The organism is Lentzea guizhouensis (genome assembly GCF_001701025.1).
GTDB classification, from domain to species: domain Bacteria; phylum Actinomycetota; class Actinomycetes; order Mycobacteriales; family Pseudonocardiaceae; genus Lentzea; species Lentzea guizhouensis.
Genome location: NZ_CP016793.1, coordinates 3,862,201 through 3,876,266 on the forward strand (window position 1 = coordinate 3,862,201; position 14,066 = coordinate 3,876,266).

At 70.0% G+C, this 14,066-nt stretch carries 19 protein-coding genes and 1 pseudogene; 10 read left to right on the forward strand and 10 right to left on the reverse strand.

All coding sequences use genetic code 11. From position 1 onward, the window contains the following. Window positions 1–26: 26 nt before the first annotated feature. Window positions 27–1,025: a ribosome small subunit-dependent GTPase A gene (gene rsgA / locus BBK82_RS19440; RefSeq protein WP_065916268.1), complete on the reverse strand. Its 999-nt coding sequence runs from the start codon at window positions 1,023–1,025 to the stop codon at window positions 27–29. Window positions 1,026–1,027: 2 nt separating this feature from the next. After that, on the reverse strand, window positions 1,028–2,290 hold the full coding sequence (gene aroA / locus BBK82_RS19445) for a 3-phosphoshikimate 1-carboxyvinyltransferase (RefSeq protein ID WP_071812633.1): 1,263 nt from the start codon (window positions 2,288–2,290) through the stop codon (window positions 1,028–1,030). An 85-nt stretch (window positions 2,291–2,375) separates the two neighbouring features. On the opposite strand from aroA, the gene BBK82_RS19450 reads away from it, so the two are divergent. Genes BBK82_RS19450 through BBK82_RS19460 form a run of 3 tightly spaced genes read left to right on the forward strand, consistent with a single transcriptional unit; the run spans window position 2,376 to window position 4,261 of the window. Continuing rightward, complete coding sequence (locus tag BBK82_RS19450) at window positions 2,376–3,065, forward strand: SOS response-associated peptidase (protein WP_065916270.1); 690 nt, start codon at window positions 2,376–2,378, stop codon at window positions 3,063–3,065. Beyond that, window positions 3,062–3,673 carry an alpha/beta hydrolase family protein gene (locus tag BBK82_RS19455; RefSeq protein WP_065916271.1) on the forward strand — a complete coding sequence of 204 codons (612 nt, stop codon included), beginning with the start codon at window positions 3,062–3,064 and terminating at the stop codon, window positions 3,671–3,673. Before BBK82_RS19450 ends, BBK82_RS19455 begins: the two co-directional genes overlap by 4 nt. A gap of 42 nt (window positions 3,674–3,715) precedes the next feature. Next, window positions 3,716–4,261, forward strand: a complete 546-nt coding sequence (locus BBK82_RS19460; protein WP_065916272.1) for a DinB family protein — start codon at window positions 3,716–3,718, stop codon at window positions 4,259–4,261. 80 nt (window positions 4,262–4,341) lie between these two features. On the opposite strand, the gene ybaK is transcribed toward BBK82_RS19460, so the two are convergent. Then, window positions 4,342–4,818 (reverse strand): Cys-tRNA(Pro) deacylase, encoded by a 477-nt coding sequence (gene ybaK, locus BBK82_RS19465; RefSeq protein ID WP_065916273.1) that lies wholly within the window; start codon window positions 4,816–4,818, stop codon window positions 4,342–4,344. A gap of 49 nt (window positions 4,819–4,867) precedes the next feature. Here ybaK and BBK82_RS19470 point away from each other — a divergent pair, with 49 nt between their 5' ends. Beyond that, window positions 4,868–5,533 carry a sigma-70 family RNA polymerase sigma factor gene (locus BBK82_RS19470; protein WP_083268041.1) on the forward strand — a complete coding sequence of 222 codons (666 nt, stop codon included), beginning with the start codon at window positions 4,868–4,870 and terminating at the stop codon, window positions 5,531–5,533. After that, window positions 5,530–5,790, forward strand: a complete 261-nt coding sequence (gene rsrA, locus BBK82_RS19475; protein ID WP_065916275.1) for a mycothiol system anti-sigma-R factor — start codon at window positions 5,530–5,532, stop codon at window positions 5,788–5,790. The genes BBK82_RS19470 and rsrA overlap by 4 nt, the downstream gene beginning before the upstream one ends. 64 nt (window positions 5,791–5,854) lie before the next feature. Here the strand turns inward: rsrA and BBK82_RS56735 are convergent, their stop codons facing one another. Beyond that, window positions 5,855–5,929, reverse strand: coding sequence for a 50S ribosomal protein bL37 (locus tag BBK82_RS56735; RefSeq protein ID WP_369809028.1), 75 nt, complete (start codon window positions 5,927–5,929; stop codon window positions 5,855–5,857). 54 nt (window positions 5,930–5,983) lie between these two features. On the opposite strand from BBK82_RS56735, the gene BBK82_RS19480 reads away from it, so the two are divergent. After that, entirely contained in the window at window positions 5,984–7,462 is a 1,479-nt protein-coding gene (locus tag BBK82_RS19480) for a sensor histidine kinase (protein ID WP_065921193.1), read from the forward strand. Between the two features lie 142 nt (window positions 7,463–7,604). Here BBK82_RS19480 and BBK82_RS19485 read toward each other — a convergent pair whose 3' ends face one another. After that, the gene (locus BBK82_RS19485) at window positions 7,605–7,859 is read right to left on the reverse strand and encodes a WhiB family transcriptional regulator (protein ID WP_015104912.1); all 255 of its coding nucleotides are present in this window, start codon (window positions 7,857–7,859) and stop codon (window positions 7,605–7,607) included. Window positions 7,860–8,111: 252 nt separating this feature from the next. Then, window positions 8,112–9,047, reverse strand: coding sequence for a diacylglycerol/lipid kinase family protein (locus BBK82_RS19490; protein WP_065921194.1), 936 nt, complete (start codon window positions 9,045–9,047; stop codon window positions 8,112–8,114). A 252-nt stretch (window positions 9,048–9,299) separates the two neighbouring features. Here BBK82_RS19490 and BBK82_RS19495 point away from each other — a divergent pair, with 252 nt between their 5' ends. The 3 genes from BBK82_RS19495 (at window position 9,300) to BBK82_RS19505 (ending at window position 11,505) form a co-directional block, all read left to right on the forward strand. Continuing rightward, the gene (locus BBK82_RS19495) at window positions 9,300–9,725 is read left to right on the forward strand and encodes a hypothetical protein (protein ID WP_065916276.1); all 426 of its coding nucleotides are present in this window, start codon (window positions 9,300–9,302) and stop codon (window positions 9,723–9,725) included. Between the two features lie 83 nt (window positions 9,726–9,808). Then, window positions 9,809–10,525 carry a S1 family peptidase gene (locus BBK82_RS19500; protein ID WP_065916277.1) on the forward strand — a complete coding sequence of 239 codons (717 nt, stop codon included), beginning with the start codon at window positions 9,809–9,811 and terminating at the stop codon, window positions 10,523–10,525. A 167-nt stretch (window positions 10,526–10,692) separates the two neighbouring features. Beyond that, entirely contained in the window at window positions 10,693–11,505 is an 813-nt protein-coding gene (locus tag BBK82_RS19505; RefSeq protein ID WP_065921195.1) for an SAM-dependent methyltransferase, read from the forward strand. 265 nt (window positions 11,506–11,770) lie between these two features. On the opposite strand, the pseudogene BBK82_RS56315 reads toward BBK82_RS19505, so the two are convergent. From BBK82_RS56315 to BBK82_RS19525, 4 genes and pseudogenes are all read right to left on the reverse strand, one after another. Next, a pseudogene (locus BBK82_RS56315) lies at window positions 11,771–12,138 on the reverse strand (methyltransferase domain-containing protein); the annotation flags it as partial. A gap of 47 nt (window positions 12,139–12,185) precedes the next feature. Further along, on the reverse strand, window positions 12,186–12,614 hold the full coding sequence (locus tag BBK82_RS19515) for a DUF5684 domain-containing protein (RefSeq protein WP_065916278.1): 429 nt from the start codon (window positions 12,612–12,614) through the stop codon (window positions 12,186–12,188). A gap of 127 nt (window positions 12,615–12,741) precedes the next feature. Beyond that, on the reverse strand, window positions 12,742–13,215 hold the full coding sequence (locus BBK82_RS19520; protein ID WP_065916279.1) for a GNAT family N-acetyltransferase: 474 nt from the start codon (window positions 13,213–13,215) through the stop codon (window positions 12,742–12,744). Further along, window positions 13,215–13,811: a histidine phosphatase family protein gene (locus tag BBK82_RS19525; RefSeq protein WP_065916280.1), complete on the reverse strand. Its 597-nt coding sequence runs from the start codon at window positions 13,809–13,811 to the stop codon at window positions 13,215–13,217. Before BBK82_RS19525 ends, BBK82_RS19520 begins: the two co-directional genes overlap by 1 nt. 68 nt (window positions 13,812–13,879) lie before the next feature. Here BBK82_RS19525 and BBK82_RS50360 point away from each other — a divergent pair, with 68 nt between their 5' ends. Then, window positions 13,880–14,038, forward strand: coding sequence for a hypothetical protein (locus BBK82_RS50360; protein WP_154697389.1), 159 nt, complete (start codon window positions 13,880–13,882; stop codon window positions 14,036–14,038). The last annotated feature ends 28 nt before the right edge of the window (window positions 14,039–14,066 follow it).

Consider the following 14,066-nt stretch of genomic DNA (forward strand, 5'->3'; position numbering starts at 1 on the left):
TGCAGTGTGACTCATCGGCCGCCGATTCAGTCCGTGTAGTCGTCGAGCCCGGCTCGGGAGGCCAGCAGGCGGCGCAGCGACGTGAGGCGGCCCGGTGCGTCCGGCACGAGCTCGTCGAGCATGCAGCCGGGGTCCTCGGGGGCGCCCAGGTGGCCGCAGCCGGGCGGGCACTCCTCGGCGGCCTCGGCGAAGTCCGGGAAGGCCTTCACGATGTCGTCCGGCGTGATGTGGGCGAGGCCGAACGAGCGGATGCCGGGGGTGTCGACGACCCAGCCACCGCCGGGCAGCCGCAGTGCGACGGCCTGGGTCGAGGTGTGCCTGCCCTTGCCGACGCCGGAGACGACGCCGACCGCGCGGTTGGCGTCCGGGACGAGCTTGTTGACCAAAGTGGACTTGCCGACGCCGGAGTGGCCGATCAGGCACGAGACCGTGTCCTGCAACCGCGCCCGCAGCTCCGCCGGTTCCTCGTCGGACCGCGTCACGAGCACCGGCACGTCCAGCTCGGTGTAGAGCGCGAGCAACTCGTCCGCCGAGGCGAGGTCGGACTTCGTGAGGCACAGCACCGGTTCCAGGCCACCGGCGTACGCGGCGACCAGGCACCGGTCGATGAAACCGGTGCGCGGCGGGGGATCGGCCAGCGCGACGACCATGATGAGCTGGGAGGCGTTCGCGACGACAACGCGTTCGAACGGGTCCGTGTCGTCGGCGGTCCTGCGCAGCACCGACGTCCGCTCCTCGACGCGCACGATGCGGGCCAGCGTGTCCGGCTGGCCCGAGGTGTCACCGACGATGCCGACCTGGTCGCCGACCACCACGGGCGTGCGGCCGAGCTCGCGCGCACGCATCGCCGTGACCACGGCGCCGGACTCCATCGCGCACGTCCACCGGCCCCGGTCGACCCCGATCACCATCGCGGTCTCCGCGTCGGCGTGTTCCGGTCGCCTCTTGCTGCGCGGCCGCGTTCCCTTGCCGGGGCGCACCCGGACGTCGGACTCGTCGAGCTTGCGCCAGTCCTGTTTGCCCACCGCTACGCGCCCTCGCCCAGCATCGCGGTCCACATCCCCGGGAAGTCGGGGATCGTCTTGGTGGTGCTGCCGATGTCGTCCACCTCGACGCCGGGCACCACCAGCCCGATGATCGCGCCCGCGGTGGCCATCCGGTGGTCCGCGTAGGCCTGCCACAGCCCGCCGTGCAGCGGTGCCGGCTCGATGACCAGCCCGTCCCCGGTCTCGGACGCCTTGCCGCCCAGCGCGTTGATCTCGTTCACCAGGGCGGCGATCCGGTCGGTCTCGTGGCCGCGGATGTGCGCGACACCGCGGATCTGCGTGCGGCCCTCGGCCAGTGCCGCGAGCGCGGCCACCGTCGGGGTCAGCTCGCTCTCGTCGCGCAGGTCGATGTCCAGCCCGGACAGCTTCTCCGGCCCGCGCACGGTCAGGCCCCGCTCGGACACCTCGACCGCACAGCCCATGCGCTCGAGGATGCCCCGCACCGAGTCGCCGGGCTGGGTGGTCCGCGCCGGCCAGTGCGGGATCGTGACCTCGCCACCGGTCACCGCGGCCGCCGCCAGGAACACCGTCGCGTTCGACAGGTCCGGCTCCACGTGCCACGTGCGGGCGGCGATCGGGCCCGGTTCGACGTGCCACGCGCTGGTGCCGTCGGTCTCCACCGCGACCCCGACCGACCGCAGCGTCTGCACGGTCATGTCGATGTGCGGCAACGACGGCACCGGCTTGCCCGCGTGCCGCACCGTCACGCCCTTGTCGTACCGCGCGGCGGACAGCAGCAGCCCGGACACGAACTGCGACGAGCCGGACGCGTCGATCGTGACCTCACCGCCGGCCAGCGATCCGGTGCCGCGCAACGTGAACGGCAGCGCGTCGCCCTCCACGTCCGCGCCCAGCGCGCGCAACGCGTCCAGCACCGTGCTCATCGGCCGCACCCGCGCGTGCGGGTCGCCGTCGAACCTGATCTCGCCCTCGGCCAGCGCGGCGGCGGGCGGCAGGAACCGCATGACCGTCCGGCGAGCCCGCAGTCCACGTCGGCCGGACCGCAGCGCGGCGGTGACGTCCCAGCCGCCGTCGGCCCGGTCGGCGATCCCGACGCCCAGCGAGGTGAACGCCTTCGCCATCAGCACGGTGTCGCGGCTGCGCAACGGCGCGTGCACCGCGGACGGCCCGTCGGCCAGCGCCGCGAGCACCAGGACGCGGTTCGTGATCGACTTCGAGCCGGGCACCGGCACCGTGGAGTGGACTGGGCCGGACGCGCTGGGGGCTGACCAGTGCTGAGTCATGCCTGAATGATCCCGCATGCGGACTGGGGCAGCTCGCACAGGTGTTCCCGGCGTGGGACCATTGTGACTTCGGAGGTGATCGGTTTTGTGTGGTAGGTACGCCTCCACCAAGGACCCGGCGCTGCTGGCGGCCGAGTTCGAAGCGGTGGACGCAACCGGCGACGAGGCACCGGGTGCGGACTACAACGTCGCTCCCACCAAGCACGTCATGGCGGTGGTCGAGCGCAAGCCGGAGGACGAGGACCTGGAGCGCAGCATCAGGGTGATGCGCTGGGGCCTGGTCCCGCACTGGGCCAAGGACCTGTCCGGGGCGGCCAAGATGATCAACGCGCGGGCCGAGAGCGTGCTGGAGAAGCCTGCCTACAAGCAGTCGGCGATGAAGCGCCGGTGCATCATCCCGGCCGCCGGTTGGTACGAGTGGCAGCCGGGTGAGGGGCGCAAGCAGCCGTACTTCATGACGCTCGGGGACGACACTTCCCTGGCGATGGCGGGCATCTGGTCCGTGTGGTGGAAGGACGACGTCCCGACCGTCACGTGCGCTGTGCTCACGACGGAGTCCATCGGCGCGTTGACCGAGGTGCACAACCGCATGCCGTTGCTGCTGCCCCAGGACCGCTGGTCGGCGTGGCTCGACCCGGACTCGCTCGACCCGTCCGAACTGCTGACGCCCGACCTGTCGATCGTCGAGGCGCTTGAGCTGCGGCCGGTGTCGACCGCCGTGAACAGCGTGAAGAACAACAACGCCTCCCTCGTCGAACGCGCAGAACTGTCGTGACCACGCTGTTGGTGGACACGCCGCACGGCCCCGCGCGGGCCTTGCTGCACTGTGCCCACGAACCGCGTGCCGCGCTGCTGCTCGGCCACGGCGCCGGCGGTGGCGTCGAGGCACCGGACCTGGTGGCCGCGTGCCGCGCCGCGAACTCCGTCGGCGTGCACGTGGCCCTGGTCGAACAGCCCTACCGGGTGGCGGGCCGCCGCGCCCCCGCCCCGGCCAAGCAGCTCGACACGGCGTGGTTGTCCGTGGTCGACGACCTGGGCGAACGCTGGTTCGACGGCCTGCCGCTGGTGTTCGGCGGCCGCTCGTCCGGTGCTCGGGTGGCGTGCCGGACGAGCGTCGAGGGCCAGGCCGTGGCGGTGCTGTGCCTCGCGTTCCCCGTGCACCCGCCGGGCAAGCCGGAGAAGTCCCGGATGGCCGAGCTGGACGGCGTCGAGGTGGCCACGCTGGTCGTGCAGGGCGAGAACGACCCGTTCGGCCAGCCCTCGCGCGGCCACCACCGCGAGGTCGTGCTGCTGGAGGGCGACCACTCGCTCAAGGCGTCGGTCGCGGACGTGGGCCGGTCGGTCGGCGAGTGGCTCGACCGGGTGCTGCGCCCGCTCGACTAAATCACCTGCTCACGCGGGTTCACCGCACTACTGTGCCGCCCCATGACGCTTCTCGATGAGCAGGGCAGGCCAGAACCTCCGACGGACGGCGACGAGCTCGCCACCCTGACCGGGTTCCTGGAGTTCCAGCGCGCGACCCTCGTCTGGAAGGTCGGCGGGCTGACCGCCGGCCAGCTGGCCATGACCACCGCCAAGTCCGAGATGACCCTCGGCGGCCTGGTCAAGCACCTCGCGTACGTGGAGCAGCAGTGGTTCCACGTCGTGCTGCACGACCGCGAGCCGCTGGAGCCGTGGGCGAGCGTGGACTGGAAGGCCGACCACGACTGGGACTGGCACTCGGCCGCCGCCGACACCCCGGAGGAGCTCATGGGGTTGTGGCAGGACGAGGTCGAGCGCTCCCGCAAGGCCGTCGAGGAGGCGCTGGAGACCGGCGACCTCGGTCAGACGGCCAAGCGCAAGCCGTGGCGCGGCGACGACCGGACCGTGAACCTGCGGTGGATCCTGACGCACATGGTCGAGGAGTACTCGCGCCACAACGGCCACGCGGACCTGCTGCGCGAGGCGGTCGACGGCCGGACCGGCGAGTGACTGGTGCGGTGACCACGAACCTGCCCCGCGAGGTGCCCTGCTGAGCGTCGGGAAACACGGTGAAGATCGTGGTCACCGCACTAGGCGCTGATCGACGCCACCACCGCGCCGGTGAGCCGCACCAGCTCACCCGGCGCGATCTCCACCTCGAGCCCGCGCCGTCCGGCACTGCAGAACACGGTGCCGAACTCCAGCGCCGACGCGTCCACCACCACGGGCAGCCGTTTCTTCTGCCCCAGCGGCGAGATCCCGCCCGCGACGTAACCGGTGGCGCGTTCGGCGTCGGCGACGACGGCCATCTTCGCCTTCTTGCCCTTCAACGCCGCCGCCAGCGCCTTGAGGTCGAGCTGGGCGGTGACCGGCACGACGCCGACCGCGAGCTTGCCGTCCACATCGGCCACGAGCGTCTTGAACACGCGGCCCGGCACCAGGCCGAGGGCTTCCGCCGCCTCCAGGCCGTACGACTCGTGGCGGGGGTCGTGCTCGTAAGAGTGCAAGGTGTGCGCCACCCGCTGCTTGTCCAGCAGCGCTGTGGCGGGGGTCCCACGTCCGGCCATGCGGAATTACTACCAGCCCGTCCGTGTTGGGCAGAACGTGGCAACGAACATGCTCGAGCGGTCACGCGTAGAGTCAGTCCCGACCCAGAACCGTTGGGAAGGGAGCGCGGTGCCCGCCACCGGCACGACAGAGACGACGGCGGAGCGCGCTGCCCGTTTCGAGCGCGACGCGATGCCCATGCTCGACCAGCTGTACTCGGCCGCCCTGCGCATGACGCGCAACCCGGCGGATGCCGAGGACCTGGTGCAGGAGACGTACCTCAAGGCCTACTCGGCGTTCGCGTCCTTCTCGGAGGGCACGAACCTCAAGGCGTGGCTGTACCGGATCCTGACGAACACCTACATCAACGGCTACCGCAAGAAGCAGCGTCAGCCCCTCCAGCAGCCGACCGACGAGATCACGGACTGGCAGCTGGCGCAGGCGGAGAGCCACACCTCGTCCGGGCTGCGCAGCGCCGAGGTCGAGGCACTCGACAACCTGCCCGACAGCGACGTGAAGGAAGCATTGCAGCGGTTGCCGGAGGAGTTCCGGATCGCGGTCTACCTCGCCGATGTCGAAGGCTTCGCGTACAAGGAGATCGCAGACATCATGGGGACCCCGATCGGCACGGTGATGTCCCGGTTGCACCGGGGCCGTCGCCAGCTCCGCGACATGCTGGCGGACGTCGCCCGCGACCGCGGTTTCCTCCGAGGCAGCAACGGAGACGCGTCATGAACTGCGGCGAACCCCACGACACCGACTGCTCAGAGGTGCTGAGCGAGGTCTGGCTGTTCCTCGACCAGGAGTGCGACCAGGGCCGGCGCAAGGCCCTGCAGACGCACCTCGACGAGTGCCACCCGTGCCTGGAGCAGTTCGGGCTGGAGGAGCACCTCAAGGCGCTGCTCGCCCGCAAGTGTGGTGGGGATTACGCCCCCGCGGACCTCAAGGCGCGCATCCGCGCGACGATCGTGGAGATCCGCACCGAGGACTGAGAAGTTCTCCAGAACAACAAAAAGGCCTGGTCACCGACATGGTGGCCAGGCCTTTTCGCAGCACTCAGGCGTTGGGGCGCTTGCCTCGGTTGGCGCCGCCCTTTTTGCGGTCGCGGCGCTTGCGAGCACGCTTCGACATGGGAGTCTCCTAGGATCAGAACTGCTTCACCGACCAGTTTCTCATGGAGGAGTTCTGTCTACGCTCACGGACCTGCTGGCCGAGCACACCAAGCTCTCCGGCGCCGCCGTCGACCACCTCCAGCTGGTCGTCGCCGAGTGGCAGCTCCTCTCCGACCTGTCGTTCGCGGACTTCAACATGTGGGTCCCGCTGGAGGACGACAGGTTCCTCTGCGTCGCCCAGGCCCGCCCCACGACCGCGCCCACGGCCCACCCGGAGGACGTGGTCGGCAGCGAGGTCACCTCCGAGGAGCACCCGCAGCTGCGCAGGGCCATGGACGAGTCGCGGATCTGCCGCGAGGAGGACCCGCGCTGGCACCTGGGTGTCCCGGTGCGGCGCGAGACCATCCCGGTGCGGCTGGGCACCCAGGTCATCGCGGTGCTGAGCCGCAGCACGAACCTGGCCGTCCCGCGCGTGCCGTCGCCGTTGGAGATCTCCTACCTCGGCAGCGCGGCCGACCTGTGCCAGATGATCGCGGACGGCACCTTCCCGGCTCCCGAACCGTCGCCGGACGTGCACACCAGCCCGCGCGTCGGTGACGGCCTGATCCGGCTCGACCCGTCCGGTGCGGTGGTGTTCGCCTCGCCGAACGCGCTGTCGGCGTACCACCGCATGGGGCACGCGTCCGACCTGGTCGGCGTGCACCTGGCGCCGCTGACCCGCAGCCTGATCGGCGACCCGTTCGACGCGACCGAGGTGGCGCAGCGGATCCGGCAGGCGCTCGACGGGCAGCCGTCCATGCGGATGGAGGCCGAGTCACGCCGCGGTGCCGCGGTGCTGTTCCGTTCCTTGCCCCTTCGGCCACGTGGTCAGGCGGCCGGCGCCATCGTGCTGTGCCGCGACGTCACCGAGGTCCGCAGGCGCGACCGGGCGTTGATGTCGAAGGACGCCACGATCCGCGAGATCCACCACCGGGTGAAGAACAACCTGCAGACGGTGGCCGCGCTGCTGCGGCTGCAGTCGCGCCGGCTGTCGAACCCGGAGGCCAAGGAGGCGCTCGCCGAGTCGGTGCGCCGGGTGACGTCGATCGCGCTCGTGCACGAGACGCTGTCGATGTCCGTCGACGAGCGCGTCGACCTCGACGACGTCATCGACAAGGTGATCCCGATCATGGGCGACGTCGCCGTCACCGAGACCCAGGTGAAGGTGCGCCGCGAGGGCGGGTTCGGCGTGGTGTCGTCCGAGATCGCGACCCCGCTGGTGATGGTGCTGACCGAGCTCGTGCAGAACGCCTTCGAGCACGCGTACGCCCCTGGCCAGCGCGGGGAGGTTGTCGTGCACAGCGAGCGGTCCGCCAAGTGGCTCGACGTGACGATCTCCGACGACGGCAAGGGCCTTCCGCCCGGTTTCTCCCTCGAACGCACGGACCGTCTCGGTCTGCAGATCGTTCGGACCCTCGTCGACTCCGAATTGAGAGGCTCGTTGAGCTTGCGACGGAGGCCTCGAGGCGGTACAGAGGCGGTCCTGCGCGTGCCGCTCAGGGGGCGGCGCTAAACTGAGCCATGTGCACACGTGACGACCAGCCTCAGCGGTCTCACGTGGTCATGCGGGAGGGTGTGCAAACAAAGAAGAAGCCCGACACCTGGCACGGTGTCGGGCTTCATCTTCAAACGGCTTCTGCGGGCGAACAGCCTGCTCAGGCGTTGCTGCGGGCGCGCGTGCGGGCGTTGCGGCGCTTGAGGGCGCGACGCTCGTCTTCGCTCATCCCGCCCCAGACGCCGGCGTCCTGGCCGCTCTCCAGTGCCCACGCGAGGCAGTCGGAGACGACGGGGCAACGGCGGCAGACGGTCTTCGCCTCGGCGATCTGAAGCAGCGCGGGACCACTGTTCCCAACGGGGAAGAACAGCTCGGGGTCCTCGTCGCGGCAGATCGCGCGGTGGCGCCAGTCCATTGGAACTACTCCTCAGCCTTGGCGCGCACAAAGGCACGCCGGTTGTCAGCGGTCGTTTTGGGGTGCTTGTGAATGCTTTCACGAACGGCTGGGATGTCAAGGGGTTGGCACCAACCCGGTGAGTGAACTCACCCAAAAGATCGACAGCGTTCACCTGGGATTTCACGCTCTGCTGTCACTCGATTGCCCTACATCCCGGATGGGTAGCGAGACGGTTACAGAACGATCACGGACCGTCAAGTTTGCCGTGCGTCACACGGCTACGGTCAACGCCTCGGGAACCGCTCGGAACTCCACCTGAGTCGTCGTGCCGAGGAAATCGCCGTCCACCTGCAGGTTGGCGGGTTCCTCGCTCTTCACTCTGACATATTCGACGTCGTCACGCCGCACGAGTTTCGGACTCTTGGGATTCCCCGTGGCCAGAACTTGTGTGATGTAGCGCGCAACCGTCGGCACGCGCATCGTCTTGAGCGCCGAAAGGCCCAGACCGCCGTCGAACGACGTGCTCGGGTTGAGGTGGATGTCCTTGTCCCCGAAGTACGTCCACGGGTCCGTGTTCGACACGAAGACCATGCCGACGTCGTCGAACGGCGCCTCGCCGGGAACCTCGACGGTGAAGTGCTGCGGGGTCCGCACGAGCTTGCCGTAGGCCTTGAGCGCGACCGCGAGGTAGAGCACGGGGCTCGCGTTGCGGCCCTTGGCGCGTTCGGCCTCGACCCCGGCGACGACGTCCGCGTCGAGGCCCACACCGGCGTTGAACGTGAACCAGCGGCCGTCCTCGATGACGTCGGCGAAGACCTGGCCGAGCCCGATGCGCCGGCTGGTGCCGTTCTCGATGGCCTGCAGCAGGACGTGGGTGGCCTCGACGGGGTCGCGCGGGATGTCCAGCGCGCCGGCGAAGACGTTCGCCGAGCCGCCGGGGACCACGCCGAGCATCGGGGAGCCGGAACGGGGGCCGCCGCGCAGGATGCCGTTGACCACCTCGTTGACCGTGCCGTCGCCGCCGTGGGCGATGACCAGGTCGAACCCGTCGTTCGCCGCCTGGGCGGCAGCGTCGAGGGCGTGGCCGCGGTATGAGGTCTGGACGATCTCCAGCTTCACGTCCGAGGCGAGCGCGTGGGCCAGCACGTCGCGACCCGCCGGCGTCGTTGTAGTCGCCTGGGGGTTCACCACGAGAAGAGCGCGCACCATTCGAGGGTAAGACAATGCGTGACCGCCCGCGGTTCGCATGTCCTCCCTCAGGGCGACACCAGGCTCACGAAAGTGGCGTAGATCTCCCTTCCGCTCGCACCGCGTCAGGCCCGCAGGCGAGTGCACCCCGGACGACCGCCGGCTCGCTGAAGGCCCCTTGATCTTCCCCCGGCGGACGTGCTCGGAAAGACCTCCAACCGGGTGGCCTACGATCCGTGACCAGGTACAGAACGTGAGGAAAGGGCTCTTGTGACTACCGCTACCCCGGCCCCGCCGCGGGCGGTGCGGACCGCCGCCGCGCTCACCTTCCTGCAGGGGCTGGGCGGCATCGCACTGGCCGTCGCGCTCGTCGTGCGGGTGCTGCAGGGAGCTCCCGCCGCTGGTCCGGTCCTCGGTGCCGCCGGCGTGCTCGTGCTGTGGTTCGGCGGTGTGATCTTCGCCTGCGTGATGCTGTTCCGCGGCAAGCACGGCGCCCGCACGCCCGTGATCGTCACGCAGCTGCTGCTCCTGGGCTGTGCCTGGTACGCCTACGGGCCGTCCGAACAACCGCTCATCGGATCTCTGGGCGGCATCTACTGCTTCGTGGTCCTCGTGCTGCTGTTCACCCGCGACGGCCGCGAGTGGGCGCTGGGTCTGCCGGAGGAGCCGGCCTCGCAAGCCGACAAAGCCGACTAACGGAGGGTGGTCACAGTCACACGTGCGGGTGAAGCTGTTCGTGGTTGCTTAACCACTCCCTGCTCTCCACGAGGTGACCAACCATGCGTTTCAAGACCGCGATCGCGAGCGTCTTCCTGGCGGCGCTCTCCCTCGCACCTGTGACGGCGACGGCCACGGCCGCGCCGGAAGAGCCGGGCATGTCGCCGATGATCATCGGTGGCAGCTACGCCCAGAACTTCCCGTACGCCGCCCGCCTGTTCTTCAACGGGCGGGAGAACTGCTCCGCCACGAAGATCGCACCTCAGTGGATCCTGACCGCTGAGCACTGCGTCTCGGGCAACGGCACGTACACGTTCCGCGCGGGCAGCTTGGACCAGACCTCTGGCGGCCAGCTCGTCACGGCCAACCAGATCATCAAGCACCCGTCGGCCGACCTCGCGCTCGCGCGGGTCTCGACGACGATGTCCGCGCCGTTCGCCCCGCTCGTCTCGACCGTCTCGGTCGGCCAGACCGTGCAGCTCTACGGCTGGGGTGCCACCTGCACCAACCAGCCGGAGATCAACTGCCAGTCGCGCTACCTGAAGGTCGCGAACACGCGGGTCACGAGCACCAACGGCCGTGACTACCGCGGTGGCGTCGCCATCTCGGTGTCCAGGGTCGACGGCATCGCGGCCGGCGGTGACTCCGGTGGCCCGATGTTCGCCAACGGCCGTCAGGTCGGCGTCGCCTCGACGTCGGACCGTGCCACCCGCTCCAACTACACCAGCCTCAACAACACCTCGTACCGCAACTGGATCCGCCAGTACACGGGCGTCTGATCTGAAGTCACGCGGGGGCCCCGCGTTCCCCTCACGGGAACGCGGGGCCCCTGCGTTTCGCGTGGAAGCACGTACTTATGTCACCGTGCGTGTTCACGAATGGTGGATGGACACGAACGGAGTAGCCAGCTACCGTGCTGCCAGCGTTCGCGCCGCTCGGGAGCAGGGTGAGGTGCGCAGTGCAGGACGGCCCGCAGCGGGTGACGACACACGGCAGTTCGGAGCGCCCGAACGAGGCACGTCTCTTCGACTACTACCTCGGTGGCGCCCACAACTTCGCCGTTGACCGCGCCTTGGCCGAGGACACCATCAAGCAGTTCCCGGTCGCGGAGATGGCCCGCACGATCCGCTCGTTCTCCCGCCGCGTGGTCCGGTTCTGCGTCGAGGACCTCGGCATCCGGCAGTTCCTCGACCTCGGCAGCGGCATCCCGACCGCGGGCAACGTCCACGAGGTCGCCCAGACCGTCGACCCCTCGTGCCACGTCGTCTACGTGGACCGCGACCCGGTGACCGTCGCCCACTCCCGCACCATGCTGCGCGAGAACCTCAACGCCGCCATCGTCCAAGCCGACATCTGCGACGTGGGCACCGTGCTGCGCGACCCGGAGACCCGCCGCCTGATCGACTTCGAGAAGCCGGTGGCCGTCCTGATGGTCGGCATCCTCCCGTACGTCCGCGAAGAGCCCACCGGTGTCGTCGCGCGCTACCGGGCCGCGATGTGCGAGGGCAGCGTCCTGGCCCTGACCCACCTCACCCGCGACGTCGAACCGGAGCTCGTCGACAAGCTGGTCACCCTGGCAGGCGGCCTGGAGACCCCGCTGGTCCCGCGCACCAAGCAGGACGTCGAGGAGTTCGTCGACGGCCTGGAGCTGCTCGACCCCGGCCTGGTGCTCGCCGCGCACTGGCGGGCGGACGGCGAGCTGCCCGGCGGCTCGGCCGCGGCGGACGCCTCGACGTACGGCGCGGTCGGGATCGTCTGAGTGCTGCTCAACGGGCGCTGACGAGCAGGTACCGCTCGTCGTCGACCGCGCGTCCCAGCGCCGGGTCGGTCAGCGGCGTCACCGCCGCCTCCTCGCGCACGGCCGCACGAGCCCAGCGCACTCGGTCGCCGTGAGCCCGCACCGGTCGACCAGCGGCCCTCACGAGCACCGCCCGCCCGGCCGCAGCAGCGGCACCCACCTGCCGAGCGCGGCCCGGGTCGGGCAACGCCCAGAGCACGTGCCGCGCCAGCACGACGTCGGCCGTTCCCGGCGCATACGGCGGATTCGCGGCATCACCCTGCACGAACTCGGCGCGACACCGGCGGCCGCGGCCTTGGCGACCGCCGCCTCGACCATCCGCGCGGCGAGGTCGACCCCGCGGACGTGGTGGCCCGCCTCGGCGAGCAGCACGGCGAGACTGCCCGTGCCGCACCCGAGGTCGACCACCTCTGCCGGTCCCGGCGGCAGCAGCGGGAGCAGCAGGTCAGCCCACGCGGTCCGCACCTCCGCGTCCCGCAGGCCGTGGTCGGGTTCGTCGTCGAACGTCGCAGCCTGCTCGTCCCAGAACGCCGTCACGCCGTCCTCCTCGGACTCGGTCCTGCCCCGGACACGGCGAAGGCCGGGCCGGAGCACAGGGGCGGCTCCGGACCCGGCCTGGTCGTGCTGCCGTGCTGCGGTGCTCAGCCCCGGTAGGCGCCCTGGGCGCCGGCGAGAGCCGCCGGGCCGCGGTACTGCGCGCCACCGAAGGCGAGGATCGCGAAGCCGACGATGCTGAACAGCCAGAGGCCGACGATGCCGAAGACGGTGTCCTTGCCGAACGACTTGGCGATGTCGATCGCCAGGAACGCGAACACGACGATGTTCACGAACGGGATCAGCAGCAGGATCGTCCACCAGCCGGGACGTCCGGCGATCTTCGTCATCACGTAGAAGTTGTAGATCGGGACGATCGACGCCCAGCCCGGCTGACCGGCCTTGGTGAAGACCTTCCACATGATGACGATGCTGATGATGCCGAAGACGAGGCCGATGACGGCGAACACGGCGAGGCTGCCGAGCAGGGCGGCCTGGTCGGCCTCGGTGAGGGTCGGCTGCTGTGACGGGACCACGGTCGTTCCTTCTTTCCACGCTTACCTTGGTGCCGGGGGATCGGCGAGCGGGGACGCTGCCAGGACCGTGGACCCGTCCTGTGTGGAATTCCTGTTTCGTGAGCCTTTCGAGACCTTCCGTCAACCTTCAGCGTGCAGAGCCCAGCTCCTGCAGCGCCTGATCGGCCACCCGCATCACCGTCCACTCGTCCATCGGGATGGCACCCAACGACTTGTAGAAGCCGATCGACGGTTCGTTCCAGTTGAGCACCCACCACTGCAGCCGGGTGTACCCGCGCTCGACGCACTCCTGTGCGAGCGCCTCGAGCAGCTGCTTGCCGAAGCCCTTGCCGCGCTGCTCCGGCGTGACGTAGAGGTCTTCGAGGTAGATGCCGTGCACGCCGTCCCACGTCGAGAAGTTGAGGAACCACAACGCGATCCCGACTACCTGACCGTCCACTTCGGCCACGTGGCCGAACAGCGCGGGGTGCTCGCCGAACAGCGCGGTGCGCAGCTGCTCGGAGGTGAGGTGGCACTGCTCCGGTGCCCGTTCGTAGAGCGCGAGCTCGTGCACGAGCCGCACGACCGCGTCGACGTCACGCGGTTCCACCCGGCGGATCATCACACCTCCCAGGCAGGCACGTTGAGCCTGCGCACCTGCGGGTCGCCCCGCTCGTCGCCCAGCTGGCAGGTGCCGGCCGGGTCCAGTCCGAAGTGGACGCCCTGGTCCGGCGCGAGGCCCAGCCAGGCCGCGATCAGCACCCGGCTGAAGTGCCCGTGGCCGACCAGCACCACGTCACCGCCCGGCAGGACGCGGCGCACCTCGGCGAGCACCTTGCGCGCCCGCTCCTGCACCTCCGCGTGCGTCTCGCCGTTCGGCATCGGGTGCGACCACACCGTCCACCCCGGAACGCGCTCGCGGATCTGCGGCGTGGTGATGCCCTCGTAGTCGCCGTAGTCCCACTCGGCCAGGTCCTCGGTCGTCGCCGTGACCTCCAGGCCGGCGAGCTCCGCCGTGCGGGTGGCGCGCTGCCGCGGGCTCGTCAGCACGAGCGCCGGCGCCTGGTCCGTCGCTCTGAGCCTCGCGAGCGTGGCGCCCGCCCTGCGTGCCTGCTGCTCTCCTTCCGGCGTCAGCTCGATGTCGGTGCGTCCCGTGTGCCTGCCGCTCTCGGACCACTCGGTCTGGCCGTGGCGCAGCAGGTAGAGGTGGGTGCTCACCTGTTCGATCCTAAGGAGTGACCGCCGCCACGTTTGGGGGAGTACCTGTTCGAGGTACCCCGCTCGCCATGACCGCCGAGCACCACGACCACGGCGCACCCGACGAGGTTGATGCCCAGGAGATCCGTGAGGCGTTCGGGGTGCGCGTCGCGCGCCTCCGGGCGGAGCTGACCTCGACGTGGAACAAGCTGAGCCAGAACGAACGCGGTTTCGACGGACCGAAGTGAACGACCAGCGGGCATTCGTCTGAACCGC

Coding starts and splice junctions, on each gene's coding strand:
- aroA (WP_071812633.1), bottom strand. CDS start 2,290: ATGACTCAGCACTGGTCAGCCCCCAGCGCGTCCGGCCCAGTCCACTCC.
- BBK82_RS19460 (WP_065916272.1), top strand. CDS start 3,716: ATGACGCTTCTCGATGAGCAGGGCAGGCCAGAACCTCCGACGGACGGC.
- ybaK (WP_065916273.1), bottom strand. CDS start 4,818: ATGGCCGGACGTGGGACCCCCGCCACAGCGCTGCTGGACAAGCAGCGG.
- BBK82_RS19470 (WP_083268041.1), top strand. CDS start 4,868: ATGCTCGAGCGGTCACGCGTAGAGTCAGTCCCGACCCAGAACCGTTGG.
- rsrA (WP_065916275.1), top strand. CDS start 5,530: ATGAACTGCGGCGAACCCCACGACACCGACTGCTCAGAGGTGCTGAGC.
- BBK82_RS19485 (WP_015104912.1), bottom strand. CDS start 7,859: ATGGACTGGCGCCACCGCGCGATCTGCCGCGACGAGGACCCCGAGCTG.
- BBK82_RS19500 (WP_065916277.1), top strand. CDS start 9,809: ATGCGTTTCAAGACCGCGATCGCGAGCGTCTTCCTGGCGGCGCTCTCC.
- BBK82_RS19520 (WP_065916279.1), bottom strand. CDS start 13,215: ATGATCCGCCGGGTGGAACCGCGTGACGTCGACGCGGTCGTGCGGCTC.
- BBK82_RS50360 (WP_154697389.1), top strand. CDS start 13,880: ATGACCGCCGAGCACCACGACCACGGCGCACCCGACGAGGTTGATGCC.